A 26,061-nucleotide genomic window follows, 5' to 3' on the forward strand; every position below is an offset into this window, starting at 1 on the left:
AGGACATGGCCCGCAAGACCCGCGAAGAATCGCTCGCCATCAAGCACCGGATCCTCGACGCCGCCGAACTCGTGCTGCTCGAGAAAGGCGTCGCGCAAACCGCGATGGCGGATCTCGCCGAGGCCGCCGGGATGTCGCGCGGCGCCGTCTACGGCCACTACCGCAACAAGATGGAAGTGTGTCTCGCGATGTGCGACCGCGCGTTCGCGCGCACGTCGGAAGGCTTCGACGCGGGCGACGGGCTACCGCCGCTCGCCACGCTGCGGCGAGCCGCCTCGCACTATCTGCAGGAATGCGGCGAACCGGGCCCGATGCAGCGCGTGCTCGTGATCCTCTATACGAAGTGCGAGCAGAGCGAGGAAAACGGCGCGCTGCAGCGGCGCCGCATGCTGCTCGAATTGCAGATGCTGCGGATCACGAAGGCGCTGCTGCGCCGCGCGATCGCGGCCGGTGAACTCGCCGCCGATCTCGACGTGCATCTGGCCGCCGTCTATCTCGTGTCGCTGCTCGAAGGCGTGTTCGCGTCGATGATCTGGACCAACCGGCTGCGCGGCAACCTGTGGAACGACGCCGAGGCCATGCTCGACGCCGGCTTCGACACCGTGCGCACGTCCGATGCGTTGCGCGGCCGCACGCACAAATTGCCGGACTGACGAAATTTGTCGTAATAAATGCTGATTTAACCCGATTTACCGCACTGCGAAACGAATGAGCTGACCCCCTTTAAAATTTTTAACGTTGTGCGGAACACCGGTAGACTGGCGCTGTCATCTTTCTTTAGCGTCTTCGTGATAACCGGGTTCGACCCGGTATGCACGCCGCCGTTCGAAGCGGGCATCGCCCCGCGCGTTGGGTCGAACGGAAACGACACAGGCCCCTGGCGGGGCCTGTTTTGTTGCACGCCCGCCGCCCGCCCCCGTCGCTGCCCGACGGATGTGCCGCCGGCGGCCCCTGCCCACACCCCTTTTGAACCGCTTTCCTGGATGTGGACACCTTGGTCAAGTCTGCCGCTACCCCTGATGCTTTCGCGCCCGGCCGCGCGCAGCGCGTCGTGCGCGCGCTCGTGCCGGCCGCCGTGCTCGGCGCCCTCGCCGCACTCGGCCTCGCCGCGCTGCCGGCCGTGTCGCAACTGCCGGGCGCCGTCGACTCGGGCACGGCCGCGCTGCCGCAGCGCGTGCTGTCCGACACGCCGTTTCCCACCGCGCAGCATTTCGTGACGAGCGAGCTCGCCCGCACGATCGGCGAGCGCAACGAGCACGTCGATCGCAACAACGATCGCAGCCTGCAGCCCGGCCTGTTCGCGCCGCTCAGCGCACATCGCAACGACATGCTCGGCTATGCCAGCCTGTTCCAGCTTGCTCCGCCCGAACACCAGCAAGGGATGCGCGCGGGCGACATCGAGCTCACGCTGTCCGATACGCTGAACCGTCTCGACGTGCCGCCCGAAGTGCGCATCCAGCTCGGCGATCTCGTCAGCGGCAAGGTCGCGATGCGCGCGAGCGCGCAGCGTGGCGACTACTACCGCGTCGCGTTCGATACGAACGACGGCACGCCGCGCCTCACGGCGCTCGAACTGCGCGTCGCCGGCCGCACGTTCGGCGCGATCTGGTTCCGCGCGCCGGGCGCCGAACACGGCGCGTACTACGCGCTCGACGGCTCGCCGCTCGAAGCCGCGGCGTTCACGATGCCGGTCAAGTGGACGCGCATCAGCTCGTTCTTCGGCGAGCGCATCCATCCGCTGTCGCAGGCGATGGCGTTCCACACGGGCGTCGATCTCGCCGCGCCGACCGGCACGCCCGTCGACGCGGCGGCCGACGGCGTCGTGTCGTTCGTCGGCACCGATCCGGGCGGCTACGGCCGCTACGTGATCGTCGATCACGCCGACGGTTACTCGACCTACTACGCGCACCTGTCGGCGTTCGCGCACGGTCTCAAGACGGGCGAAACCGTGAAGCAGGGCCAGCGCATCGGCTCGGTCGGGATGACCGGCGCCGCGACGGGCCCGCACCTGCACTTCGAGGTGCGGGTCGCGAACAATCCGGTCGACCCGCTCGTCACGCTCGCGAGCGCGCAGACGGGGCTGTCCGACATGCAGCTCACCGCATTCCGCCAGGAAGCCGCGCAATGGCGCTTCCGCCTCGCGTCGATCAACAAGACGCCGTTCGCGTTCGCGCAGAACGACGGGCCGCTGTGGGGCGATTTTGCGACTGGTCCGTCGACGTTGCGGGCGGTTTTCGATACGCACTACGCGGCGGAACGAAGCTGACGCACTGAAGCGCCCGACCACCGCAGCAACATCACGCGCGTCGCCGCTCGAATAGCGGCGACGCAGCCCGCTGCGGAGGGTCGCGGACCATTCATCTTCATCACCGAGAACGCGCGCACGCATCGCACCCGGCTCGCGGGCCCACCGTTACCGCGCGGGTTCCGTGTACTCGGCCGTCGTCTGCGCCGCACGCCTCTCCCGCGCCCCCCGCGACAACAACCACCGCGCCGCGCCGTCGAGCGACGTACACAGCACCAGATAGATCACCGCGACGAACAGGAAGATCGGCGCCGGATACACCATCAGCCGGTTGTTCACCTGCGTTGCAACGAACGACAGCTCCGGCACGCCGACGATATACGCGAGCGACGTATCCTTCACGAGCGCGACCCACTGGTTGACGAACGAAGGCGTCATGATCCGGATCGCCTGCGGCAGCAGCACGTGGCGCACCGTCTGCCAGCGTGTGAGCCCGAGCGACAGCCCGGCCTGCCATTGGCCGTCGCCCGCCGCGACGATCCCCGCATGCACCGCATGCGCGAGATACGCGCCGCCGATCAGCGCCAGCGCGCACACGACCGTCGCGAGCCCCGGCACGTCCATGTGCAGCAGCACGGGCATCAGGAAGTAGGTCCAGAAAATCAGCATCAGCACGGGAATCGCACGGAAGAAGCCGATGAACGCGAGCAGCAGCACGCGCGCAGGGCCGCGCGCGAGCGCCATGCCAACGCCGAGCGCGATGCCGAGCACGGCCGATGCCGCGGCCGACGCGATCGCGAGCAGCAGCGACAGCGCGGCACCGCCGAGCGGGCCGTCCGGAAACGCGCCGACCAACAGGTACGGCAGATTCGAAAGCAGCAGCGAGAAATCCATCGTCAGCGCCCCGCTCCCAGCCGGTCGCGCCATTGCGTCGCCGCATACGCGCCCGCTTCGATCACGGCCACCGCCGCGACGTACAGCACGGTCGCCACGCCAAACGCGGCGAACGTCTTGAACGTTTCGGTCTCGACCTGCCGCGACGCATACGACAGCTCGGCCACGCCGATCGCCATCGCGAGCGACGAATTCTTCACGAGATTCATGTACTGGCCGAACAGCGGCGGCAACGCGATGCGCACGGCCTGCGGCAGCACCACGTAGCGCAGCGACTGCATCGGCGTGAGGCCGAGCGCGGCCGCCGCATCGTGCTGTGCGCGCCGCACGCCGCGCAGGCCGGCTTCGCATTCCTCGGCAACGAACGCAGCCGTATACGCGCTCAACCCGACCCAGCCCGCGACGAATTCGAACGACGGCCACGCGAGCGCGAATGGGCCCACGCTCACCGCATGGCGTGCATTGAGCCATGCGATCCACGTGTCGGGCAGCAGCGACGCGACACCGAAATACCAGAACAGCAGCTGCACGAGCAGCGGCGTGTTGCGGAACGCGACGACGTATGCGGCGGCGAGCGCGCGCGGCGCCCTGCCGCGTGCATGCCGCATGACCGCGAGCAGCAGCCCGCCGGCGGTCGCGGCGGCGGCCGACGCGGCCGCGAGACCGAGCGTCAGCAGGAAGCCCTGCCAGAGCCAGGACAGATATTTGGGAGCCAACCCGAGCATGCTGGGAAGCGCGCACGACGCGCGCGGTCGGATGAAAGCGAAAAGCGCCGCGCGGCCGGTGTTCCGGCCGATCGCGGCGCGCGAGCGGGAGCGGTCAGGTCTTGTCGCCGATCCGGAAGATGCGCGTGAGCGGCGTCTTCGTCGTCGGCCCGAACCATGCGTCGTAGATCTGCACGGCGCGGCCGTTCGCCTCGAGCCCCTTCAGCGTGTCGTTGACGAAGCCGAGCAGGCGCGTCTCGCCTTTCGGCACGCCGACGCCCATGTAGTCGTTCGAGATCGTGAACGCCGGGATCTCGTAGTTCTGCTTGTCCGGCACGTTCGCGAGCAGGCCGATCAGCTTCGGGCCGTCCTGCGTGATCGCCTGCACGTTGCCGGCGCGCAGCGCGGCGAACACGAACGGCGTGTCGTCGTACGCGACGATCGTTGCCTTCGGGAATTTCTCGCGCAGCGTGATTTCGTTGGTCGTGCCCTTGTCGGCGCCGACGCGCAGCCCGTTCAGCTGGTCGGCCGATTTCAGCACGCCCTTCTTCGCGAGAAACTGCTGGCCCGACGAGAAATACGGGATGCTGAAGTCGACCTGCTTCGCGCGCTCGTCGGTGATCGTGAAGTTCGCGAGCACGAGATCGACCTTGCCGGACGTCAGGAACGGAATGCGGTTCGCGGGGTTGGTCGGCTGGAGCTGCAGCTTCACGCCGAGCTTGTCGGCGAGCGCTTTCGCATAGTCGACGTCGAGGCCGACGATGTGATTGCTTTTGCCGTCGACATAGCCGAACGGCGGGTTGCTGTCGAACGTCGCGACGCGCAGCACGCCGGCCTTCTTGATATCGTCGAGACGGTCCGCATGCGCGACGGTGCCTGCGGTAATGAGCGCAGCCCCGACGAGCCACGTAGCGAGAGTGTGGAATTTCATGAGCACGACCTGATTTGTTATGAAGGCCGCCGCGGATCGCGCGGCGGCCCGGTTCGAAGAACATCGCGACGGAGTGTGTCGTCGCGAAGCCGCTAACGTATCAGCGCGTGCGGCGAATCCGAACCAACAAATGGTGCTTTGCTCAGCGGGTTTCGTGATGAGGCGCGGCGTGCGGCGTGAGATGCGGCACGCAAAAAAAGACGCCCGCTGCAGGCAGCGGGCGCGAATCCCAGTCAAGGAGGTGTCACACGAACTACGGGCCCAGATTAAGGAATTCGCGTGCGATGGACAACGAATCGATTCCCATATCGATATGACGTAGCACGCTCACGCCGGCACTTCCCGCGTCGAGCAATGGATGCCGCCGCCGCCCGACGCGATGCCGAGGATGTCGACCTGCACGATCGCCCGGTTCCCCGCATAAGGCCGGATCGCAGCGACCGCGGCCGCGTCGGCCGCCGCGTCGTTGAACTTCGGCATGACGATCGCACCGTTGCACGTATAGAAGTTGATGTAGCCGGCCGCGAAGTGCGACATCTGCCGCTCGTTCAGCGTCGTGCCTGCCGACGTGCCGTAGCTGACCGGCGGCACGAGCTCGACGATCTTCAGCGGCCGGCCGTTCGCATCGGTCTGGCCGGCCAGGCGCTGCCGGTGCGCGTCCGTCAACGCGCGTTCGCCGGTCGAATTCGACGCGTCGTAGCAGCATGCGACCACGCCGGGCGCGAGAAAGCGCGCGTAAAAATCGACGTGACCATTCGTGATGTCGCTTTCGCCGGCCGGCGTCGACGCACCGCCCGCGCCACCGACGCCGCTGCCGCGCGGAAACGTCGCGGTGCCCGGCAGCCAGATGATCTTCCGCACGCCGAGCGTGCGCTGCAGTTCGGCCAGCACGGTATCCCGGGCCGTCGGCAGCAGCGTCGCATGGGCGATCGCGCCGTTCGGGATGTCGAACAGATGCGGATTGCGGTTCACGTGCAGCACGGACGATTCGGTGAGGATCGCCGTCCCGTCGCCGTCGAATTCGATCGCGCCGCCTTCGAGCGTCAACGTGCTGCGGACCAGGTTCGCGCCGTTGGTCTGTGCCATCCAGCCCGCCACCTTGCTGTCCTGGCTGAACGGCTGGAAGAACTTGCCCGCTTTCGACCGGTTGCTCGCGGCCAGGATCGCCGGTGGAATCGTCCCCGCACCCTGGCCGGCGCCGTTGGTATTCGCGTTACCCCAGCCGTTGAAATTGAAGCCGATCGCGTTCAGCGCATTGCCGTTCGCCGTGTCCCGGACGAACACGCAACCCGTGTCGCGCACCCAGAAATCGTTGAAGCCTTCGGCGAGCGGCACGAGGGTGATCCCGCCCGTGCCCGCGGCGCGCGCCGCATAGCGCGCATGCAGGTCGGGATTCGCCACGCTTGCATTCGCGAGCAGCACGCGGGCCGCGTCGAGGTCGGCAGGCAGCACCAGCATGTTGACCGGTTCGGTTGCGCCGATCGCCTTCGCGACGTCCATCAGGTCGGCCCGTACCCGGTCGATGCCGGCATCCGTGCTCTGCTGCGTCACTGGCGCCCAGATACCATCCACGCCGGACGCGAAAGTCATGTAGGTCAACGCGTGCGGCGCCTCTTCGGCCGGCAGCCGGTACACGGCCTGCCGTGCCGACGGTGTCGGGCGCGACGTGCCTCCTGGGTCGGACGCACCGCCGCCGTCGCCGCCACCGCATGCGGCCAGGTTGCCCAGCAGCGGCATGCCGAGCCAGGCCGCCGAACAGCGGATGAATCCGCGTCGGCCGGCATCCGGCATCTGCGACGCGTGCGGGTTCGTGCTCGCGTTGTTTCCTTTCTTCGTCATGTATTTCAACTCCGTTGCGCGGCCGGCACGCATGCGTGCGCGCCGGCTTCCGTCCCGAAGGACGGATTCCGCGTTGTTTTCAGTAGTCCGGAAAGACTGGGATATTGAAGCCGCTCGTGGGCCGGTCACGCGGACCGGCCCGCGGCCGCGCTCACGCCGGCTGCTGCTGCGTGGTGCAGTGGATGCCGCCGCCGCCCGCGGCGATGCCGTCGATGTTCAGCTGGATGACCTCGCGGCCGGGGAACAGGTCGACGAGCGTGTCGCGCGTATTGCGGTCGGCACGGCTGTCGCCGAATTGCGGCGCGATCACCGCGCGATTGCACACGTAGAAATTGATGTAGCCGGCCGCGAACTCCGCGTTCTCGTAGGCGTGCCGGACGGTCTTCGGCCCCGGCAGCACGACGACCTTCAACGGGCGCCCCTTCGCATCGGTGGATTTCCGCAGGATCTCCAGATGCTGCCGCGTCACCGCGTGGTCGTACGACGAAGGGTCCGTGTCGAGCCCCGCCACCACGACGCCCGGGCTCGTGAAGCGCGCGTAGAAATCGGTATGCCCGTCGGTGATGTCCTTGCCGGCGATGCCCGGCAACCAGATGATCTTCTTCAGCCCCAGCAACCGGCTCAGCTCCGCTTCGCACTGCGCCTGGCTGGCACCCGGATTGCGGTTCGCATTCAGCACGCAACTGCGCGTGATGATCGCCGTGCCCTCGCCGTCCACCTCGATGCCGCCGCCTTCCAGCACGAGCTTCGTGTCGACCAGCCGCGCGCCGGCGCGTTCGGCCACGAACGGTGCGACTTCCGCGTCCTGGTCGTGTTCCTGCTTGTTGCCCCAGCCGTTGAAATTGAAGCTCACGCCGCCAAGCTGGCCCGACGCGTTCTTCACGAACACGGGCCCCGTATCGCGCATCCACAGATCGTCGACCGGGTGCTGGACCAGCTCGACCGACGAGCCGCACAGCCGCGATGCGACCGCGTAGTCTTCCTCCCGCACCAGCATCTTCAGCGGCTCGTGCGCGGCGATCGCCTTCGCAACGGCCGCGAGATTCTCGCGCACCACCGGCAGCAGCCGCGCGCCCCAGATGTCCGCGCTCGGGCCGAACGCCATCCAGGTCGCCGTGTGCGGCGCGCCCTCATCCGGCATGTGCCAGGTGGCGCCCTGCTGCGCGTGCGCGGCGCGGCCGAACAACCCGCCCATCGCGCCAGCAGCCAGCGCCGCGCCCGAGACGGACAGGCCGCGTTTCAACAGTTGACGTCGTGTAGTCATGGCATTCCTCTTTCGCTTGCCGGTTACTTCGATTGTTTCAGGGCGGGCCGTCACGGTCGCGCCGTCTTGAAGCCGAGCCAGGTCCGGCCTTCGAGACGCATCGCGGCCGGCGATTCGGCGATCGGCGTGAACAGCGTGCGCCGCGTCGATTCGTCCGGATAGACACCCGGATCGCGCACCAGCGCCGGATCCATCAGCTTCAGCGCGCCCTGGTTCGCATTCGCGTAGCGCGTCGAATTCGAGATCTTCGCGATCACGTCCGGGCGCAGGATGTAGTTGATGAACGCATGCGCGTTGTCCGGATGTTTCGCGGATGCCGGAATGACCATCGCATCGAACCACATCAGGGTGCCGATCCGCGGAATGTCGTACACGACGTCGCGCTTCGGATCGCGCGCCTTCGCCTTCTGCGCGGCCAGGTTGATCGCGCCGGAAAAACCGACCGTCACGCACAGCTCGCCGTCGATCAGCTCGTTGGCGTCGGACGAACCCACGAACTCGCGGATGAATGGCCGGATCTTCATCAGCATCGCCTGCGCGGCCGCGTAGTCCTGCGCGGACGGATGCATCGGATCGCGGCCGACATAGCGCAGCGCCAGCGGCAGCACGGTGCTCGCGGAGTCCTGCAGGCCCAGGCCGCACTTCGCGGCGACGCGCGACGCGATCTCCGGCTTGAACAGCAGGTCGAGGCTGTCGGCCGGCATGTCCTTGCCGAGGATCGCGCGCACCCTGGTGCGGTCGTAGCCGACGCCCACGGTGCCCCACATGTACGGCACGCCGTACTGGTTGCCGGGATCGGACTGCGCCATCTGCTTCAGCAGCGACGGATCAAGATACTTCAGGTTCGGCAGCCGGTTCTTGTCGAGCTTGCGAAACACACCCGCCTGGATCTGCCTGGCCATGAAGTCGTTGGTCGGCCACACGAGGTCGTAACCGCTGTTGCCGGTCAGCAGCTTCGACTGCAGCGTCTCGTCGCTGTCGTACGCGTCGTAGCGCACCTTGATGCCGGTTTCCTTCTCGAAGCCCGCCAGCGTATCCGGCGCGAAGTAATTGCTCCAGTTATAGAGGTTCAGCACCTTCTCTTCGTCGGCGCGCGCCGTTCCCGCCAGCACGCACAGCACGAGGCCCGGCGCCGCGACACGCAACCATCCTTGCCGTCTCATCGCGCCTCCCTCATCGATAGCAGGACGATACGCCGTCGCTGGTCAGCAACGTGCGATACATCTCCGGGCGGCGATCGCGGAAGAAGCCCCACGATTGCCGGTCGGCGCGGATCGCGTCGAGATCGAACGTGTGCACGAGCACCGCCTCGTCGGTGCGGTTCGCCTCGGCCAGCTTCTCGCCGGTGTGATCCGCGATGAAGCTCGACCCGTAGAACACGCCGGTGAGCCCCTGCTGCTGCGGATTGCCGTTGCCGAAGCCGGCTTCGCGGCCGATCCGGTTGGCCGCCACCACCGGCACCATGTTGGCGGCCGCGTGGCCCTGCATCGTGCGCTGCCAGTGGCCGGACGAATCGAACGCACTGCTGAACGGCTCCGAGCCGATGATGGTCGGAAAGCACAGGATCTCGGCGCCCATCAGCGCGAGGCAACGCGCCGTCTCCGGATACCACTGGTCCCAGCAGATGCCGATGCCGATCCGGCCGAAGCGTGTATCCCACACCTTGAAGCCGGTATCGCCCGGTGTGAAATAGAACTTCTCCGTATAGCCCGGGCCGTCCGGGATATGCGTCTTGCGATAGACGCCGAGCACGCGTCCGTCCGCGTCCGCCACGGCGATCGAGTTGTACGCGGCATTGCCCGCGCGCTCGAAGAAGCCGATCGGCAGCACGACGCCGAGTTCGCCGGCCAGCGCCGCGAACCGGGCGATCTGCGCGTTGCCTTCGAACGGCTGCGCGAGTTCGAGATGGCGCACGTTCTGGTCGAGGCAGAAGTACGGCATCGCGAACAGCTCCGGGCACAGCACGAGATTCGCGCCCTGCGCGGCGGCCGCGCGGATCAGGCGCTCCGCGGTGGCCATGTTGTCTTCGAGATTCCAGCTGCCCGACGCCATCTGGACGGCGGCGACGGTGATGTGTTTGGACGGCATTGCGATTGCTCCTCGATGGAACCGGAAACCGCTGACGGGACGTCGCTCAGTGCGCGACGGACGGCTGCTGCTGCGTCGAACAGTGGATGCTGCCGCCGCCGATCGACAGCGTCGGGATCGGCAGCATCTGCACCTTTCGCGTCGGGAACGCCCGGCTGAAAGCGTCGCGTGCGGCCTCGTCCTGCTCGACGCCGAATGCGGTCACGATCACCGCGCCGTTCACCAGAATGTAGTTCGCATAGCAGTCGCAGTAGCGCTCGGAGCCGAAGCGTTCGCTGACGATCGGCGACGGCAGGTCGAGCAGCTCGAAACGGCGCCCCGCCGCATCGGTCGCGAGCTCCAGCGCGCGGCGGTTTTCCCGCATCACGCGGAAATAGTCGCCCTGCTCCGGCAGTGCGGTCTGGCACAGCATCCGGCCGGGTGCGATGAACGACGCGATGCCGTCCACGTGCCCGTTCGTCTCCACTTCGTCGGGGTTGCCCGGCAGCCACACGATCTTCTCGACGCCCAGCATGCGGCGCAATTCCGCCTCGATCTCCGCGCGGCTCAGGTGCGGATTGCGGTTGGGATGCAGCAGGCAGCTCTCGGTCGTGACCAGCGTGCCCTGCCCGTCGACGTAGAACGAGCCGCCCTCCAGCACCATGTGCGAATTGAAGATCTCGGCGCCGGCCGCGCGCGCGATGTCCTGTCCGGCCTGCTGGCAGCCGTCGTACGGCTGGTACTTCTCGCCCCAGCAGTTGAAGCGGAACACGGCCGCGCCCAGCCCGCGCCGTTCGCTCACGAGGAAGATCGGCCCGCAATCGCGCAGCCAGTTGTCCTCGGCCGCGACCGGCAGCACGTCGACGCTCGGGCCCACCAGTTCACGCGCGGCGTCGGCCTGGCTGTGGTGCACCGCGACCACGCAGCGCTGATAGCGCGCGATCGTGCGCGCGACCAGCGCGAATTCGCGGCAGACCTGCGCGTAATGCGTTCCCCACAGGTCCTCGCGATTGTCGAGCACCGGCCATCCGAGCCACGTCGCGTGCATGGATTCCCATTCGGCTGGCATCCGGTAACCGCGCTGGCGAGCATCAAAGCGACCCATCGATCCGACTCCGTTGTGATTGATGAGCGATTTTCCGTCAGGTTAAACTTGATGAATATTGATATTTTTTGGCCGAATCAATCAATTCACTTCATATCTCGATGCAACGCGTTCCGTCCCTGAAACTACTGACCGGCTTCGAAGCCGCGGCCCGGCTGGGCAATTTCTCGCGCGCGGCCGACGAGCTGCATCTGTCGCAGTCGGCGATCAGCCATCAGATCCAGCAACTCGAAGCGCAGCTCGGGCAACCGCTGTTCCGCCGGCGCGGCCGCGGCGTCGAGCTGACCATCGCCGGCGAGGTCCTGCAGCGCAGCGTCCAGCGTGCGATGGACACGTTGCGCGGCGGGCTCGACCGCATCGCGACCTACCTGAACCCGGGGCTCGTCGTGCTGGTGTGTCCGGCGCCGTTGCTGCACGGCTGGCTGCAGCCGCGCCTCGAGCAGTTGCAGCAGGCGCTGCCGGACCTGTGCCCGCTGCTGTCGACCGACGAAACCGCGCGCTACGTCGACGAGATCGACGTCGACATGACGATCGGCACGCGGCCGATGCTGCAGCCGGGCCTGGTCGATATTCCGTTCATGCGGGACGAATGGGTGACGGTATGCGCGACGCCGCTGGCCGAGACACTCGCCCGCGTGCCGCGCGCCGAACACGCACGGTACGCGGGGCTCGTCTGCCTCGAAACGAGCCTGACCGACGAGCGCATGGCGACCGTCTTTCGCGAGCAGTTGTCGGATTTCCGGATGCAGGCGATCTACGACGACCAGCGGCTCGTGCTGGACGCCGTGCAGCGCGGCCGCGGCATTGCGTGCCTGCCGCGCCTCGTCGCGCAGGCCGGCCTCGACCAGCACACGCTGACCGTGCTCGCCGACTACCCGCGCCTGCCCGGCACCACATGGTGGCTGTCGCGGATGGAAGGCCCGTCGCGCTCGCCGATCGTCGAGCAGATGTTCGACTGGCTGGTCCAGCAAGGCATCCTGTCGAGCGTGGCCGACCCGGCGCTCGACCATGCACCGCCTCCGCCCGCGTAATCGAACGCCGAAAAAAAACGTCCCGCCGGCTGGCGGGACGTTCGTCATGAGGCAAATGCGTACGATGCGCGGTCGATCACGGCTCGTGACGCAGGTACCCTTCCTTGCTCGGATCGCGCATCCGCCACGACACGATCAGCGAGATCGCGCACAGCACGGTCACGTACCAGTAGAAGGTTTCCTCGCTGCCGATCGACTTGAACCACAGTGCGACGTACTCGGCCGAGCCGCCGAAGATCGCGTTCGCGACCGCATACGACAGGCCGACCCCCATCGCGCGCACTTCCGGCGGGAACATCTCGGCCTTGATCAGCCCGCTGATCGACGTGTAGAAGCTGACGATCGCGAGCGCGACCGTGATCAGCACGAATGCCGCCACCGGGCTCGTCACGTCCTTCAGCGCGTGCATCAGCGGCACCGTGCCGATCACCGCGAACGAGCCGAACAGGATCATCGACGTGCGGCGGCCGATCCGGTCGGACAGCGCGCCGAACACCGGCTGCATCAGCATGTAGACGAGCAGCGCGACGGTCATCACGTTGCTGGCCGTCTTCGCATGCATGCCGGCCGTGTTCACGAGGTACTTCTGCATGTACGTCGTGAACGTGTAGAAGATCAGCGAGCCGCCGGCCGTGAAGCCGACCACCGTGAAGAACGCCCCCTTGTGCTGCCACACGCCGCGGATCGTGCCCGCGTTTTTCTTGTCGCGCGATTCAGACGTCGACGTCTCGTCGAGCGACTTGCGCAGGTACAGCGAGATCAACGCGGCCGCCGCGCCGACCACGAACGGAATGCGCCAGCCCCACGCCTTCAGTTCGTCGCCCGACAGCGTCTGCTGCAGGATCACGAGCACGAGCAGCGCGCACAGCTGGCCGCCGATCAGCGTCACGTACTGGAAGGACGCGAAGAAGCCGCGGCGGCCCTTCAGCGCGACCTCGCTCATGTAGGTCGCGCTCGTGCCGTATTCGCCGCCCACCGACAGCCCCTGGAACAGCCGCGCGACCAGCAGCAGCGCCGGCGCGAGCGCGCCGATCTGCGCGTAGGTCGGCAGCACCGCGATCACGAGCGAGCCGCCGCACATCATCAGCACCGAGATCATCATCGCGTTGCGGCGGCCGTGGCGGTCGGCGATGCGGCCGAACAGCCAGCCGCCGATCGGACGCATCAGGAAGCCGGCCGCGAACACCCCCGCCGTGTTCAGCAGCTGCGTCGTCGTGTTGCCGCTCGGGAAGAATGCCGGCGCGAAGTACAGCGCGCAGAACGAGTAGATGTAGAAGTCGAACCACTCGACGAGGTTGCCCGACGAGGCGCCGACGATGGCGAACACGCGCCGCCGGGTGTCATGCGCGGACAGCGCAGCTTGTTCGGTCTGGACGTCCATGGATTGGTCTGTTCCTTGTAGTACTTTCTGGGCGAGGCGGCTGGGCCGCCGCGTGCGATCGAACGTGGCACCGGTTCCGGCGCACGGCGCTACGGGATTTTAGCGAAATGTAAAGTAACAGGCTCTCCGGGTTCGTCCGGATGTAGAAAATTTTTCTCCCGCCATGCGTTCGTCATATGAAAACGCCAGCCCGCAGGCTGGCGCTCGGTGCAAACTTTCCGCAGGCGACGTTCAGATCCGCACCTCCGGCGGCACGTAGCGGCACTCGTAGCGCTTGCGCACGGTACCGGCCTCGTCGACGCTTTCCAGGAACACGTCGAATTGCCAGAGCCGCGCCATGTGCTTGAGCACTTCGTCGCTGTCGTTCGACAGGTGACGGTTGTCGGTCATGAAGTGGCGCAGCGTGAGGCTGCGGTCGCCGCGCGTGTTCACCGCCCACACCTGGATGTTCGGTTCGCGGTGATGGATGTCGTACTGCCTCGACAGCGCCTGCCGCACATACTGGTAGCCCGAATCGTCGTGGATCGCCGACACCTCGAGCGAATCGCGCATGTCGTCGTCGAGCACCGAAAAGAGCCGCATGTCGCGGATCAGGCTCGGCGACAGGTACTGCGCGATGAAGCTCTCGTCCTTGAAGTTGCGCATCGCGTAGTGCATCGCCGGCAGCCACGGGGTGCCCGCGATCTCGGGAAACCACTTGTAGTCTTCCTCCGTCGGCGCTTCGCAGATCCGCCGGATGTCGCTCATCATCGAAAAGCCGAGCGCGTACGGGTTGATCCCGCTGTAGTACGGCTTCGTGACGGGCGGCTGGTAGACCACGTTGCTGTGCGAATGCAGGAACTCCATCATGAAGCTGTCTTCCAGCTTCCCCTGGTTGTACAGCGTATTCAGCAGCGTGTAGTGCCAGAACGTCGCCCAGCCTTCGTTCATCACCTGCGTCTGCCGTTGCGGGTAGAAATACTGGCCGATCTTGCGCACGATGCGGATCACTTCCCGCTCCCACGGTTCGAGCAGCGGCGCATTCTTTTCCGCGAAATACAGCAGGTTCTCCTGCGGCTCGGGCGGATAGCGGTCTTCCTGCTCCTCCATCAGTTCGGGCTTCTTGCCCGGCAGCGTGCGCCACAGTTCGTTCACCTGCGACTGCAGGTACGCCTCGCGTTCACGCCGCAACGCGGCTTCCTTCGACAGCGAAGGCTTCTGCGGCCGCTTGTAGCGGTCGACGCCGTAGTTCATCAGCGCATGGCACGAATCGAGCAGTTCCTCGACACGATCGAGCCCGTAGCGCTCCTCGCATTCCGCGACGTAGTTCTTCGCGTACACGAGATAGTCGATGATCGCGTGCGCGTCGGTCCACAGCCGGAACAGGTAGTTGCCCTTGAAGAACGAGTTGTGTCCGTACGCCGCGTGCGCGATGACGAGCGCCTGCATCGTCATCGTGTTCTCTTCCATCAGGTACGCGATGCACGGGTTCGAGTTGATGACGATTTCGTACGCGAGGCCCATCTGGCCGCGGCGGTAGCTCTTCTCGGTCGACAGGAAGTGCTTGCCGAACGACCAGTGACGGTAGTTGACGGGCATCCCGACCGACGCATACGCGTCCATCATCTGCTCGGCGCTGATCAGTTCGAGCTGGATCGGGTAGATGTCGAGCTCGTATTGTTCGGCGACCTGCGAGATGTGCGTGTCGTATTCCTCGAGCAGTTCGAACGTCCAGTCGGACGGGCACGGCAGCGGCTTGCGTTCGGCAACGTTCATACGCGCTTCCTTTTGCCCTGGGCCGGGCAAGTCGGCGGCCGGCGGCGGCGGTTCGGCCTGCCCGCTTTGCTGCGGTGCGGCAGGGCCGGCCGTGTCGTCGCCGGAAGGGCGCGGCGCATAGCCGCGCGACTCGTTGTGCAGATGGCGGGTCGTCATGACATTTCCACCTGCTTTTCGAACAATTCGCGAAACACCGGGTAAATGTCGGCAGCCGATTCCACTTTTTTCATCGCGAGATGCGGCTGGGACAGGGCCAGTTGCGCGTATTCCAGCCACAGGTTCTGCTCTTCCGGCGCGACCTGGATATACGCGAAGTAACGCACCTTCGTGAGGATATCCTCTTCCAGGATTTTGCGACACTTGGGCGAATCGTCAGTCCAGTTGTCGCCGTCGGACGCCTGCGCGCCGTAGATGTTCCACTCGGTCGGCGAGTAGCGCTCGTTCATCACCTTGCGCATCAGCTCGAGCGCACTCGACACCACCGTGCCGCCGCTCTCGGTCGAATGGAAGAAGGTGTCCTCGTCGACTTCCTCGGCACGCGTATGGTGGCGGATGAACACCACCTCGATGCGCTCGTAGTTACGCTTGAGGAACAGGTAAAGCAGGATGAAGAAGCGCTTCGACAGATCCTTGCGCTGCTCGTCCATCGAGCCCGACACGTCCATCAGGCAGAACATCACGGCCTGGCTCGACGGTTGCGGCTGCTTCACGCGGTTGATGTAGCGCAGGTCGAACGGATCGATGAACGGAATCCGCCAGATGCGCCCCTTCAGGTGATGGATCTCGGCCTCGAGCACCGCGATCTCCGCGCGCCGGTCTTCCGGGTCGCTCTTCATCGCCTCGAGCTGCGCCTCCAGCTCGCGCAGCTCGTTGACGAGCGGCGAGCCGAGCGCGATGCGACGCCCGAGTGCGCTGCGCAGCGAACGCACGACGTCGATGTTGTTCGGCGTGCCTTCCGCCGACCAGCCCGCGCGCACGTTCTTCCAGCTCGGCACCGTCAGCAGGTGCGTCTTCACGAGGCGAGGCAGTTCGAGATCGTCGAAGAAGTACTGCATGAACTCGTCGCGCGACAACTCGAACACGAAGTCGTCCTGCCCTTCGCCCTCGTTGCTCGCCTGACTGCCTCCGCCGCCCGAGCCGCCCTGCGGGCGCGGGATCTTGTCGCCGCGCACGTAGTCCTCGTTGCCGGGGTGCACGTATTCACGACGCCCGCCAGGCGCGTGCCGGAAATTCGGCTCCGCGATGTCCTTGCGCGGGATCGTGATGCTCTGCGTGCTCTGGATATCCTTGATGCTACGGTCGCGCACCGCGTCGGACACGGCACGACGAATGTAGTTCTTGACGCGACGCAGAAAGCGTTCGCGGTTGGCGATGCTCTTGTTCTTGCCGGCCAGCCTGCGGTCGATGATTTGATGAAGCACTCCCGGTCTCCCGCTCGAAAGTCGATCTGCCGGGGCACTCGCCGCGCATGCCGTCTGCCGTCATGCGGGCGGCGCCTCTGAAGGCGCCCGTACGGTCTCGCCGTACGGGCGCGGTACCGCGCGCGTCATGATGACTTGCGCACGCGCAGGTACCAGTCGCAAAGCAGCCTCACCTGCTTCGGCGTATAGCCCTTCGCGACCATCCGGTTCACAAAGTCCTCATGCTTGCGCTGCTCCTCCGCCGAACCCTTCGCGTTGAACGAAATCACCGGCAACAGTTCCTCGGTGTTCGAGAACATCTTCTTCTCGATCACGACGCGCAACTTCTCGTAGCTCGTCCACACGGGGTTCTTGCCGGCGTTCGCCGCCCGTGCACGCAACACGAAGTTCACGATCTCGTTGCGGTAATCCTTCGGATTACTGATGCCGGCCGGCTTCTCGATCTTCTCCAGCTCCGCGTTCAGCGCGGCGCGGTCGAAGCTCTCGCCCGTATCGTGATCGCGGAATTCCTGGTCCTGGATCCAGAAGTCCGCATACGTGACGTAGCGGTCGAAGATGTTCTGGCCGTACTCCGAGTACGACTCGAGGTAGGCCGTCTGGATCTCCTTGCCGATGAAATCCGCGTAGCGCGACGCCAGTACGTCCTTCACGAAGGACAGATACTTCTGCTCGGTTTCCGGCGGGAACTGCTCGCGCTCGATCTGCTGCTCGAGCACGTACATCAGGTGCACGGGGTTGGCCGCGACTTCGCTCGAATCGAAGTTGAACACGCGCGACAGGATCTTGAACGCGAAGCGTGTCGACACGCCCGTCATCCCTTCGTCCACGCCCGCGTAGTCGCGGTATTCCTGGTACGACTTCGCCTTCGGATCGGTATCCTTGAGGTTTTCGCCGTCGTACACCTGCATCTTCGAGAACAGGCTCGAATTCTCCGGCTCGTGCAGGCGCGACAGCACCGAGAACTGCGACATCATCTTCAGCGTGCCCGGTGCGCAGACGGCCTCGGCCAGCGACGAGTTGCGGATCAGCTTCTCGTAGATCTTCGTCTCTTCCGAGACGCGCAGGCAGTACGGCACCTTCACGACGAAGATCCGGTCGAGCAGTGCCTCGTTGTTGCGGTTGTTGCGGAACGCCTTCCATTCCGACTCGTTCGAGTGCGCGAGGATGATCCCGTCGAACGGAATCGCGCCGAAGCCCTCGGTGCCCTTGAAGTTGCCTTCCTGCGTGGCGGTGAGCAGCGGGTGCAACACCTTGATCGGCGCCTTGAACATTTCGACGAACTCGAGCAGGCCCTGGTTCGCGAGGCACAGGCCACCGGAGTAGCTGTACGCGTCGGCGTCGTCCTGCGCGTACTGTTCGAGCTTGCGGATATCGACCTTGCCGACCAGCGACGAGATGTCCTGGTTGTTCTCGTCCCCCGGCTCCGTCTTCGCGATGCCGATCTGCCGCAGGATCGACGGATAACGACGCACCACGCGGAACTGGCGGATGTCGCCGTTGTATTCGTGCAGGCGCTTGACGGCCCACGGACTCAGGATGTTTTTCAGGTAGCGGCGCGGAATGCCGTACTGTTCCTCGAGGATCGGGCCGTCTTCGTCGTAGTCGAACAGCCCGAGCGGCGATTCGTTGACGGGCGAACCCTTCAGCGAATAGAACGGCACGCGCTCCATCAGTTGCTTGAGACGCTCGGCGATCGACGACTTGCCGCCGCCCACCGGGCCAAGCAGATAGAGGATCTGCTTCTTCTCTTCGAGCCCTTGCGCAGCGTGACGGAAATATGCGACCACCTGCTCGATCACTTCCTCCATTCCGTAGAACTCACGGAATGCGGGATAGACCTTGATGACCTTGTTCGCGAAGATTCGCGACAGGCGCGGATCGTTGCGGGTATCGATGTGTTCAGGTTCCCCGATTGCTGCCAGCATGCGTTCACCAGCCGTCGCGTACGCGGATGGATCGTTCTTGCAGAGCGCGAGATACTCCTCCAGCGAGAGCTCTTCCTCTCGCGTTTTTTCGAAGCGGTTCGCGAAGCTGCTGTAAATATCCATGCTACCTCCCTCGCCTGAGTCTGAAGACGTGCCTGCCTTCGTACGACTGCGCAGAAGCAAGCGCGTTCGAATTCATCCTAAACCCTTTCTTATTTTTTTTCACGAACTCTTCGTATGAAGTTCGTCATTCTCGACAACACCGCTTGGACAACGCATTTCGTCGTTTTACAATCGATCTCCCGAGCCGCAGAAACTGCATCCGTCGCGTCTCGTCGAACAACGGAACGTCTTGTGCGTTGGACACATCCGACGTCGTCACTTCCTCCCTCATCCCTATACGTTCGAGCAGCCGTTTGCGACGACACGTTGCGCGCGCCGTTACAAATTTTTTTCGCAGCGCCCTTACGGAAATACCCGTATGACGGATGCGGGCACTTCACTCGCACCTGTGCGCACCTCAGTCGATGCAGAGCGTTCGATGCACGCAACCTTGCACGATCGTCGTTCATGTACGTCGTCTGTCACATTTCTCCACCGCAAAAACGACGACGCCCGCGTGTTGCGGGCGTCGTTCGCTACCAAATGGGATACCAAATGGGGATAGATACGCGGGACGCGCGAATCAGAAGGTTTCCCAGTCGTCCGCGCCACCGGTAGCGGCCGCCTGCGCGGGCGCAGCGGCGGCCGCGACGGGCTTGCGCGCCGGTGCCGCCGCAGCCGCGCGTTTCGGCGGGGCATCGCGATCGTCGCGCGCAGCAGCGACCGGCACGGCAACCGCAGCGGAAGGCGCACGCGGCGCGTGACGCACTGCAACCGGCACCGCAACCGGTGCCGCGGAACCCGGCCGCGACGTGTCGTCGGCGAGCTGGAATACCGCTGCCGTTTCACGCAGGCGCCCGGCCTGTTCGTCGAGCGACTGCGCGGCGGCCGCGGCTTCCTCGACGAGCGCCGCATTCTGCTGCGTGACCTCGTCCATCTGCGCGACCGCGCGCGCCACCTGGTCGATCCCGCCGCTCTGCTCCTCGGATGCCGCCGCGATCTCGCCCATGATGTCCGTCACGCGCTGCACCGCACCGATCACGTCGCTCATCGTGCGCCCTGCCTCGTCGACCAGCGTGGAACCCGATCGGATGCGCTCCACCGACGCGTCGATCAGCACCTTGATCTCCTTGGCCGCGGCCGACGAACGCTGCGCCAGGCTGCGCACCTCGCCCGCGACGACCGCGAAACCGCGGCCTTCCTCGCCGGCCCGCGCGGCTTCCACTGCTGCATTCAGCGCAAGAATGTTGGTCTGGAACGCGATTCCCTCGATGATCGCGATGATGTCGGCGATCTTCGCCGAGCTGTCGTTGATCTCGCCCATCGTGCCGACCACCTGGCCGACCACCGTATTGCCCTTGTTTGCAATCTCCGACGCATTCGCGGCCAGCGAACTCGCCTGGCGTGCATTGTCTGCGTTCTGCTTCACGGTGCCGGTCAGCTGCTCCATGCTCGACGCGGTTTCCTGCAGCGCCGCGGCCTGCTCCTCGGTGCGCGACGACAGGTCGATGTTGCCGGCCGCAATCTGGCGCGCCGCGGTCGCGATCGACTCGCTGCCGCCGCGCACGGTGCGCACCGTATCGACGAGCCCGCGCTGCATCTTGCCGAGGCCCTCGAGAAGCTGGCCCATCTCGTCACGCCGGTCCACGACGATCGGCCGGCGCAGGTCGCCGGCGGCAATCGCGTCGAAATGCGCGAGCGCGTCGGCAATCGGGCGGCCGATCGCGCGGCTCAGCGTCAGCCACGACACCACCGCGGCGGCGAAGCCGGCCGCCAGCGCGACGATCGCCAACACACGCAGCGTCTCGTACACCGATTCCGCATGATCGAAGTTGGCTTGCGCGTCACTGAACTGGTAGTTGCGCAACGCCTCGCTCGCCGTCGAGAGGTCGGTGTAGCGCGCCTGGAGCTGCTTGGCGCCGTCGCCGATGCGGTCGGCCTGATTCGCCCCGAGCACGCTCGCGAACGCGTCGCACTCGTGCTGCAACGCCTGCCGCTTCGCGGCGACGTCCTGTGCGATGCGATCCTCCTCCGGGCCGCGCGGCAACGCGAGGTACTTTTGCCACCAGGTGTCCGACTGCGCGCGCATCCCGCGGCTTCGCTCGATGGCAGCCGCCGCATCGGGCGTGCCGGCCAGGAGCGCCGCCCGGTCGAGGGCCAGGCGTTCGCGCGCCGAGTAGATCTCGGCAATCGAGACATCGACCGCGCTTGGCATCTGATTCGTGAAGATCTCGCGCGTCGTACCGTTCGCGCGCGTCATTCCATACACGCCGAGCCCACCGATCACACCGAGGAGCACCGCCAGAAACGCCATCGTAAAACCGATGCGCGCACGAATCGTCAGGTTTTTGAACGCCATCATCCTTCCTGTGTTGCGTCGTGATGGACGGGACGGACCCGTCGCTTCGAAGCATTGCTTCACCTGATGCATTTACGACCAGACACCGCACAACTTGATGGCGTTTCCGCTATTTTTTCGAATTATTCGTCTGTTTATTACAAATAGCTGAACGAAAATACGTGCGTCACCGTGCACTGGCGTGCACGGCGATGAGAGGCTCTCCGTTGCCGGCGTGCAGCGCGGATACGCGGCCGGCCATCGTTTGCGACGAACCGGCTGCGATGCGTGATCCGGCCCTATCCGGCCAGTTCGGCAAGCGTGGGAATCGACGGTTGAGCGCCCGCCCGCGTGACCGACAGTGCCGCCGCGCGTTGCGCGAAGCGGATCGCCGTATCGACGTCCGCGCCGGCCGCGAGCCGCGCGGAAAAGCCGCCGATGAAGGTATCGCCGGCCGCCGTCGTGTCGACGGCCTGCACGGCCGGCGCCGGATAATGCCGCGCGGCGCCGTCGGCCGTCAGCGCAAGCACGCCCCGTGCGCCCAGCGTGACCAGCACGTTGCGCGCGCCGCCAGCCTGCAGCGCGCGGGCGGCGGCTTCGGCCTCCGCCGGGTCGCGCACCGGCAGCGCGGTCAACGCGGCCGCCTCGACCTCGTTCGGGATCAGGTAATCGACGAGCGGCAGCCAGCCGTCCGGCAGCGGCGCGACGGCCGGGGCCGGATTGAGCACCACCGTGCGGCCGAGCCGCCGCCCGGCCGACAGCGCCGCGAACACCGCATCCGGCGGCGTCTCGAGCTGGCAGATCACGACGTCGGCCGACGCCAGCGCGGCCTCGTGCCGCGCGACCGTATCGGTCGTGACCTCGCCGTTGCCGCCCGCGACGATCACGATCGCGTTCTGGCTCGCATCGTCGACGACGATCAGCGCGACGCCGGTCGACGCCGATGCGCTCGTCGCGAGCCCCGCGCAGTCGATCCCCTCGGCTTCGAGGCCCGCACGCAGTGCCGCGCCGTGCGCATCCGCGCCGACGCAGCCGATCATCGCGACCTGCGCACCGAGCCGCGCGGCAGCGACGGCCTGGTTGCCGCCCTTGCCGCCCGCCGCCTGCGCGAACGCATGCCCGGCGAGCGTTTCGCCGGGCAGCGGCAGGCGCGGCGCGCGCACGACGAGATCCATGTTGAGGCTGCCCACCACCGTCACGCGGCCGGCGCCCGCCACGGGCGCCGTCATGCGCGACCGCCGGAAGCCGGCGGCTCGCGGTAGATCGCCGTCGATTCACGCAGCACGAGACGCGGCGACACGACGCGACGGCGGCTCGGCACGGCCGACGAGCCGCCGCCGATCCGCTCGATCAGCGTCTGCGCGGCCATTTCGCCGAGCGCGCGCACCGACTGGCCGACCGTCGACAGCGCCGGATACGTGTAGCGGGAGAATTCGATGTCGTCGAATCCGATGATCGAACAGTCGTCGGGCACGCGCATGCCGCGCTCGGCCGCCGCACGCAGCGCGCCGACGCCCATCAGGTCGTTGCCCGCGAAGATCGCGCTCGGCCGCACCGATTCGAACAGCCGCGACGCCGCGTGATAACCGCCGAGGCACGAGAAGTCGCTTTCCGCGATCGCGCCCGGCACGATGTCGACACCGCGCTCGGCCATCGCACGGATGAAACCGTGCACGCGCATCGCGCTGACCGCCGTGTCGGTCGGCCCCGTGATGCAGCCGATCTTCGCGTGCCCGAGCTCGAGCAGGTGGCGCGTCGCCAGGTACGCGCCGCGCTCGTGGTCGATCTGCACGAGGTCGGCCGCGAGCCCCTCGATGTTGCGATCGACGACGACGAGCGGCGCATGGATGTCCGCAAGCGTCTGCGCGAGCACCGCATCCTCGCCCGCCGACGCGACGATCAGCCCGTCGATGCGCTTTTCCTGCAGCACGCGCAGGTAGTTGCGCTGCTTCACGGGATCGTCGTCCGAGTTGCAGAAGAACACGCAATAGCCATTGGCCGCGCACTGATCCTCGATGCCGCGCGCAAGCTCCGCGAAATACGGATTCGTGCTGTTCGGCACGACGAGGCCGATGGTCGCCGTCGCACGCGCCTTCAGCGAGCGTGCCACGGCCGACGGCACGTAATTCAGCTCGCGGATCGCGCCCTCGACCTTCGCACGCACATCCGCAGACACCGGCCGCGAGTTGTTCACCACGTGCGAGACGGTCGTAAACGACACGCCCGCCATGGCCGCCACATCCTTGATCGTCGCCATTTCCCGTTTCTCTCTGGTCTGTTCTGTCTGTATTTCTACCGCACGCGCGTGCGACGGCTGCGATACGTATCGAGCACGACCGCCACCACGATCACCGCGCCGGTGATGATCCGTTTCGTCGGCTCGTTCGCACCGATCTGCGCCAGCCCCGCGGCCAGCACGGAGATGATCAACACGCCAAAGAACGTGCTGATCACCGAACCGCGCCCGCCCATCAGGCTCGTGCCGCCGATCACGACGGCCGCGATCACCTGCAGTTCGAGGCCGACGCCCGCGTTCGGGTCGGCCGCCTCGAGCCGCGAAATCTGGAACAGCGACGCGAGCCCCGCGAGCGCACCCATCAGCGCGAATACGAGAATTTTATACGGCCTCGGGTTAACCCCGGCAAGTCGGACGGCTTCTTCGTTCGTGCCGATCCCGACGAGATAGCGTCCGAACACGGTGCGCGTCAGCACGAACTGGGCCGCGATCATCACCGCGACCGCGATCAGGAACGCCGGCGAGATGCCGAGCGCGATCGGGTTCGACAGGAAATCGAACGCGTCGCCGATATAGGCGGTGCGCGAATTCGTCAGCTGGTACGCGAGGCCGCGTGCGGCCTCCAGCACGCCGAGCGACACGATGAACGACGGGATCCGCCAGCCGACCGTGACCGCCCCCGTCAGCGCGCCCGTGACGGTCGCGACCGCGATGCCGATCAGCGCGGCCGGCAGCGGACCCCACTGCCATTTCAGCGCGGCGACGCTGACCATCGACGCGGCGAGCGCGAGCACCGAGCCGACCGACAGGTCGATCCCGGCGATGATCAGCACGAAGGTCATCCCGACCGACATCACGACGAGATCGGGAATCTGGTTCGCGATCGTGCTGAACGTATCGTAGGTCAGGAAATGCGAGCTCAGCGTCGAAAACAGCACGATCATCGCGGCAAGCGCGCCGGCGAGCCCGAGATAGTTCGACAGGCCGAGCCGCGTGCCGGACAGCGTGCGCGCGCGGCGCCCCGTCACGTCCTGCTGCGCGCCTGCGTCGGTCGGGGATACGGGAGGCTGGGTCATTGCTGTCGTCCTGTCGTCGAAGTGCCCGGAGCGGCGCCTTGCGCCTGCCCCGCGTCCGGATGCCGTGCGCCGTCCGGCGGCGTCTCGCGGCCGAAGCCGGCGAACGCCGCGGCCAGCAGTGCATCCTGGGTCCAGTTGCCGCGCTCGAACACGGCGGTCATGCGGCCGGCCGACATCACGCCGATCCGGTCGCAGATCAGCATCAGCTCACGCAGGTCGCTCGACACGACGACGAGCGCGCGGCCTTCGCGCGCGAGCGCGCCCATCAAAGTGTAGATCTCGAATTTCGCGCCGACGTCGATCCCGCGCGTCGGCTCGTCGAACAGCAGCACGCCCATGTCGCGCGCGAGCCAGCGGCCGATCACGACCTTCTGCTGGTTGCCGCCCGACAACTCGCCGACCGCCTGCGCCGCACCGTGCGTGCGGATTCGCAGCGCGTCGATCTGCTGCTCGGCGAGCGCCGTTTCACGCGCGCTGTCGACAATGCCGCCGCGCGCCAGCCGGTCGAGCTGGCCGAGCGACACGTTCGCGGTGATCGACTGCGTGAGCAGCAACCCCTCGCCCTTGCGATCCTCGGTGATCAGCGCGATGCCGTGCTTCACCGCCTCGACGGGCGAGCCGATCCGCACCGGCTTCGGCGGCTGGCCGATCGCGATCGTTCCCGCATCCGGCGCATCCGCGCCGTAGATCAGCCGCAGCAGTTCGGTACGTCCCGCGCCGATCAGCCCCGAGATCCCGAAGATCTCGCCCGCGCGCACCTCGAGCGACACGTCGCGCACCGCCGTCCCGCGGGCGAGGCCCGACACGACGAGCCGCGGTGCGCCGATACGGCGCTCGCCGAGATCGATGTGCTCGCCGATCTCGCGCCCGACCATCAGCGTGACGAGCCCGTCGGACGTCGTCGCCGCCATGTCGTCCGCATGGACGAGCCGGCCGTCGCGCAGCACGGCGACCCGCTCGGCGACACGCGCGAGTTCCTCGAGCCGGTGCGAGATGTAGATGATCGCGACTCCGCGTGCCTTCAGCCGGTCGATCTGCTCGAACAGCAGCTCGACTTCACGCGCGGTCAGCATCGCGGTCGGTTCGTCGAGAATCAGCACGCGGCAGTCGCCGATCAGGTTGCGCGCGATCTCGACCATCTGCTGATGGCCGATGCCGAGCGCGCCCACCGGCGTATCGGGATCGACCATGTCGAGCCCGACCTGGGCCATCGCGGCCCGTGCGTCGTCGCGCAACCGCGCGCGATCGATGATCCCGAAGCGCCGCGGCAGGCGGTTCAGGAACAGGTTTTCGGCGACCGTCAGGGTCGGCAGCAGGTTCAGCTCCTGCATCACCATGCGCACGCCGAGCGCCTCGGCCTGCGTCCGGCTCGCCGGCGCATAGGGCTGGCCGCCCAGCTGCATCGTGCCGGCGGTCGGCTCGACGAGCCCGCCGATGATCTTCGACAGCGTGCTCTTGCCGGCGCCGTTCTCGCCCGTCAACGCAAGCGCGTGGCCCGCGTCGAGCGTCAGCGTGACCTCGGCGAGCACGGGTTCGGCATAGGTCTTGCCGATGCCGGATACGGACAGCACGGGAGCGGCTGCGCGGGAGGGTTGGGAAGTCGGGTCCATCGCGATCCTGGTTGCGGCCGCGCGCACGCGGCGCGCGGGTATGACGCTCACAAGTGCATGTGCATGCAGTGGCCGTGATCGCGCTCACCCCTGATAACGGCCGCCGCACCCGATTCTTGAGGGCGGCGGCCGTATCG

At 66.4% G+C, this 26,061-nt stretch carries 20 protein-coding genes; 3 read left to right on the top strand and 17 right to left on the bottom strand.

The features are described 5' to 3' along the window. Positions 1-5 precede the first annotated feature (5 nt). A complete protein-coding gene (locus DPV79_RS30415) occupies positions 6-653 on the top strand; it encodes a TetR family transcriptional regulator (RefSeq protein ID WP_021163589.1) in 648 nt (215 codons plus the stop codon). A 341-nt stretch (positions 654-994) separates the two neighbouring features. Further along, positions 995-2,266: a M23 family metallopeptidase gene (locus tag DPV79_RS30420; RefSeq protein WP_113047219.1), complete on the top strand. Its 1,272-nt coding sequence runs from the start codon at positions 995-997 to the stop codon at positions 2,264-2,266. Between the two features lie 147 nt (positions 2,267-2,413). On the opposite strand, the gene DPV79_RS30425 is transcribed toward DPV79_RS30420, so the two are convergent. From DPV79_RS30425 to DPV79_RS30460, 8 genes are all read right to left on the bottom strand, one after another. Beyond that, a complete protein-coding gene (locus tag DPV79_RS30425) occupies positions 2,414-3,139 on the bottom strand; it encodes an amino acid ABC transporter permease (protein ID WP_060225945.1) in 726 nt (241 codons plus the stop codon). Positions 3,140-3,141: 2 nt separating this feature from the next. Continuing rightward, positions 3,142-3,864, bottom strand: a complete 723-nt coding sequence (locus DPV79_RS30430; RefSeq protein ID WP_113047220.1) for an amino acid ABC transporter permease — start codon at positions 3,862-3,864, stop codon at positions 3,142-3,144. A 94-nt stretch (positions 3,865-3,958) separates the two neighbouring features. Next, entirely contained in the window at positions 3,959-4,774 is an 816-nt protein-coding gene (locus DPV79_RS30435) for an ABC transporter substrate-binding protein (RefSeq protein WP_113047221.1), read from the bottom strand. A gap of 327 nt (positions 4,775-5,101) precedes the next feature. Beyond that, the gene (locus DPV79_RS30440) at positions 5,102-6,613 is read right to left on the bottom strand and encodes an agmatine deiminase family protein (RefSeq protein ID WP_113047247.1); all 1,512 of its coding nucleotides are present in this window, start codon (positions 6,611-6,613) and stop codon (positions 5,102-5,104) included. Positions 6,614-6,764: 151 nt separating this feature from the next. Next, a complete protein-coding gene (locus DPV79_RS30445) occupies positions 6,765-7,877 on the bottom strand; it encodes an agmatine deiminase family protein (protein ID WP_113047222.1) in 1,113 nt (370 codons plus the stop codon). 50 nt (positions 7,878-7,927) lie between these two features. Beyond that, positions 7,928-9,040, bottom strand: coding sequence for a polyamine ABC transporter substrate-binding protein (locus tag DPV79_RS30450; protein WP_113047223.1), 1,113 nt, complete (start codon positions 9,038-9,040; stop codon positions 7,928-7,930). A gap of 10 nt (positions 9,041-9,050) precedes the next feature. Beyond that, entirely contained in the window at positions 9,051-9,965 is a 915-nt protein-coding gene (gene aguB / locus DPV79_RS30455) for an N-carbamoylputrescine amidase (protein WP_021163174.1), read from the bottom strand. 46 nt (positions 9,966-10,011) lie between these two features. Continuing rightward, a complete protein-coding gene (locus DPV79_RS30460; protein ID WP_059817137.1) occupies positions 10,012-11,049 on the bottom strand; it encodes an agmatine deiminase family protein in 1,038 nt (345 codons plus the stop codon). 101 nt (positions 11,050-11,150) lie between these two features. Here DPV79_RS30460 and DPV79_RS30465 point away from each other — a divergent pair, with 101 nt between their 5' ends. After that, on the top strand, positions 11,151-12,080 hold the full coding sequence (locus DPV79_RS30465) for a LysR family transcriptional regulator (RefSeq protein WP_113047224.1): 930 nt from the start codon (positions 11,151-11,153) through the stop codon (positions 12,078-12,080). Between the two features lie 76 nt (positions 12,081-12,156). On the opposite strand, the gene DPV79_RS30470 is transcribed toward DPV79_RS30465, so the two are convergent. The 9 genes from DPV79_RS30470 to DPV79_RS30515 all read right to left on the bottom strand — a co-directional run bounded on the left by DPV79_RS30470 (position 12,157) and on the right by DPV79_RS30515 (position 25,924). Continuing rightward, complete coding sequence (locus DPV79_RS30470; protein ID WP_021163178.1) at positions 12,157-13,461, bottom strand: MFS family transporter; 1,305 nt, start codon at positions 13,459-13,461, stop codon at positions 12,157-12,159. Between the two features lie 231 nt (positions 13,462-13,692). Continuing rightward, positions 13,693-15,372: a SpoVR family protein gene (locus tag DPV79_RS30475; RefSeq protein ID WP_048020644.1), complete on the bottom strand. Its 1,680-nt coding sequence runs from the start codon at positions 15,370-15,372 to the stop codon at positions 13,693-13,695. Next, a complete protein-coding gene (locus DPV79_RS30480) occupies positions 15,369-16,637 on the bottom strand; it encodes a YeaH/YhbH family protein (protein WP_021163180.1) in 1,269 nt (422 codons plus the stop codon). The genes DPV79_RS30475 and DPV79_RS30480 overlap by 4 nt, the downstream gene beginning before the upstream one ends. Positions 16,638-16,762: 125 nt before the next feature. Next, entirely contained in the window at positions 16,763-18,685 is a 1,923-nt protein-coding gene (locus tag DPV79_RS30485) for a PrkA family serine protein kinase (RefSeq protein ID WP_021163181.1), read from the bottom strand. Positions 18,686-19,247: 562 nt separating this feature from the next. Beyond that, entirely contained in the window at positions 19,248-21,023 is a 1,776-nt protein-coding gene (locus DPV79_RS30495; RefSeq protein ID WP_113047225.1) for a methyl-accepting chemotaxis protein, read from the bottom strand. Positions 21,024-21,301: 278 nt separating this feature from the next. Beyond that, complete coding sequence (gene rbsK / locus DPV79_RS30500) at positions 21,302-22,231, bottom strand: ribokinase (protein ID WP_113047226.1); 930 nt, start codon at positions 22,229-22,231, stop codon at positions 21,302-21,304. Then, complete coding sequence (locus tag DPV79_RS30505) at positions 22,228-23,259, bottom strand: LacI family DNA-binding transcriptional regulator (protein WP_027787474.1); 1,032 nt, start codon at positions 23,257-23,259, stop codon at positions 22,228-22,230. Before DPV79_RS30505 ends, rbsK begins: the two co-directional genes overlap by 4 nt. 35 nt (positions 23,260-23,294) lie before the next feature. Then, entirely contained in the window at positions 23,295-24,314 is a 1,020-nt protein-coding gene (locus DPV79_RS30510; protein WP_027787475.1) for an ABC transporter permease, read from the bottom strand. Next, positions 24,311-25,924, bottom strand: a complete 1,614-nt coding sequence (locus DPV79_RS30515) for a sugar ABC transporter ATP-binding protein (RefSeq protein ID WP_113047227.1) — start codon at positions 25,922-25,924, stop codon at positions 24,311-24,313. Before DPV79_RS30515 ends, DPV79_RS30510 begins: the two co-directional genes overlap by 4 nt. Between the last annotated feature and the right edge of the window lie 137 nt (positions 25,925-26,061).

It is taken from the genome of Burkholderia reimsis (genome assembly GCF_003294055.1).
In the GTDB taxonomy this organism is placed as follows: Bacteria; Pseudomonadota; Gammaproteobacteria; order Burkholderiales; family Burkholderiaceae; genus Burkholderia; species Burkholderia cepacia.

Bases quoted from the DNA above. Each gene is read 5' to 3' on its own strand.
- DPV79_RS30415 (WP_021163589.1), top strand. From the start codon at position 6: ATGGCCCGCAAGACCCGCGAAGAATCGCTCGCCATCAAGCACCGGATC.
- DPV79_RS30425 (WP_060225945.1), bottom strand. From the start codon at position 3,139: ATGGATTTCTCGCTGCTGCTTTCGAATCTGCCGTACCTGTTGGTCGGC.
- DPV79_RS30430 (WP_113047220.1), bottom strand. From the start codon at position 3,864: ATGCTCGGGTTGGCTCCCAAATATCTGTCCTGGCTCTGGCAGGGCTTC.
- DPV79_RS30435 (WP_113047221.1), bottom strand. From the start codon at position 4,774: ATGAAATTCCACACTCTCGCTACGTGGCTCGTCGGGGCTGCGCTCATT.
- DPV79_RS30440 (WP_113047247.1), bottom strand. From the start codon at position 6,613: ATGACGAAGAAAGGAAACAACGCGAGCACGAACCCGCACGCGTCGCAG.
- DPV79_RS30445 (WP_113047222.1), bottom strand. From the start codon at position 7,877: ATGACTACACGACGTCAACTGTTGAAACGCGGCCTGTCCGTCTCGGGC.
- DPV79_RS30450 (WP_113047223.1), bottom strand. From the start codon at position 9,040: ATGAGACGGCAAGGATGGTTGCGTGTCGCGGCGCCGGGCCTCGTGCTG.
- aguB (WP_021163174.1), bottom strand. From the start codon at position 9,965: ATGCCGTCCAAACACATCACCGTCGCCGCCGTCCAGATGGCGTCGGGC.
- DPV79_RS30460 (WP_059817137.1), bottom strand. From the start codon at position 11,049: ATGGGTCGCTTTGATGCTCGCCAGCGCGGTTACCGGATGCCAGCCGAA.
- DPV79_RS30465 (WP_113047224.1), top strand. From the start codon at position 11,151: ATGCAACGCGTTCCGTCCCTGAAACTACTGACCGGCTTCGAAGCCGCG.
- DPV79_RS30470 (WP_021163178.1), bottom strand. From the start codon at position 13,461: ATGGACGTCCAGACCGAACAAGCTGCGCTGTCCGCGCATGACACCCGG.
- DPV79_RS30475 (WP_048020644.1), bottom strand. From the start codon at position 15,372: ATGACGACCCGCCATCTGCACAACGAGTCGCGCGGCTATGCGCCGCGC.
- DPV79_RS30485 (WP_021163181.1), bottom strand. From the start codon at position 18,685: ATGGATATTTACAGCAGCTTCGCGAACCGCTTCGAAAAAACGCGAGAG.
- DPV79_RS30495 (WP_113047225.1), bottom strand. From the start codon at position 21,023: ATGGCGTTCAAAAACCTGACGATTCGTGCGCGCATCGGTTTTACGATG.
- rbsK (WP_113047226.1), bottom strand. From the start codon at position 22,231: ATGACGGCGCCCGTGGCGGGCGCCGGCCGCGTGACGGTGGTGGGCAGC.
- DPV79_RS30505 (WP_027787474.1), bottom strand. From the start codon at position 23,259: ATGGCGACGATCAAGGATGTGGCGGCCATGGCGGGCGTGTCGTTTACG.
- DPV79_RS30510 (WP_027787475.1), bottom strand. From the start codon at position 24,314: ATGACCCAGCCTCCCGTATCCCCGACCGACGCAGGCGCGCAGCAGGAC.
- DPV79_RS30515 (WP_113047227.1), bottom strand. From the start codon at position 25,924: ATGGACCCGACTTCCCAACCCTCCCGCGCAGCCGCTCCCGTGCTGTCC.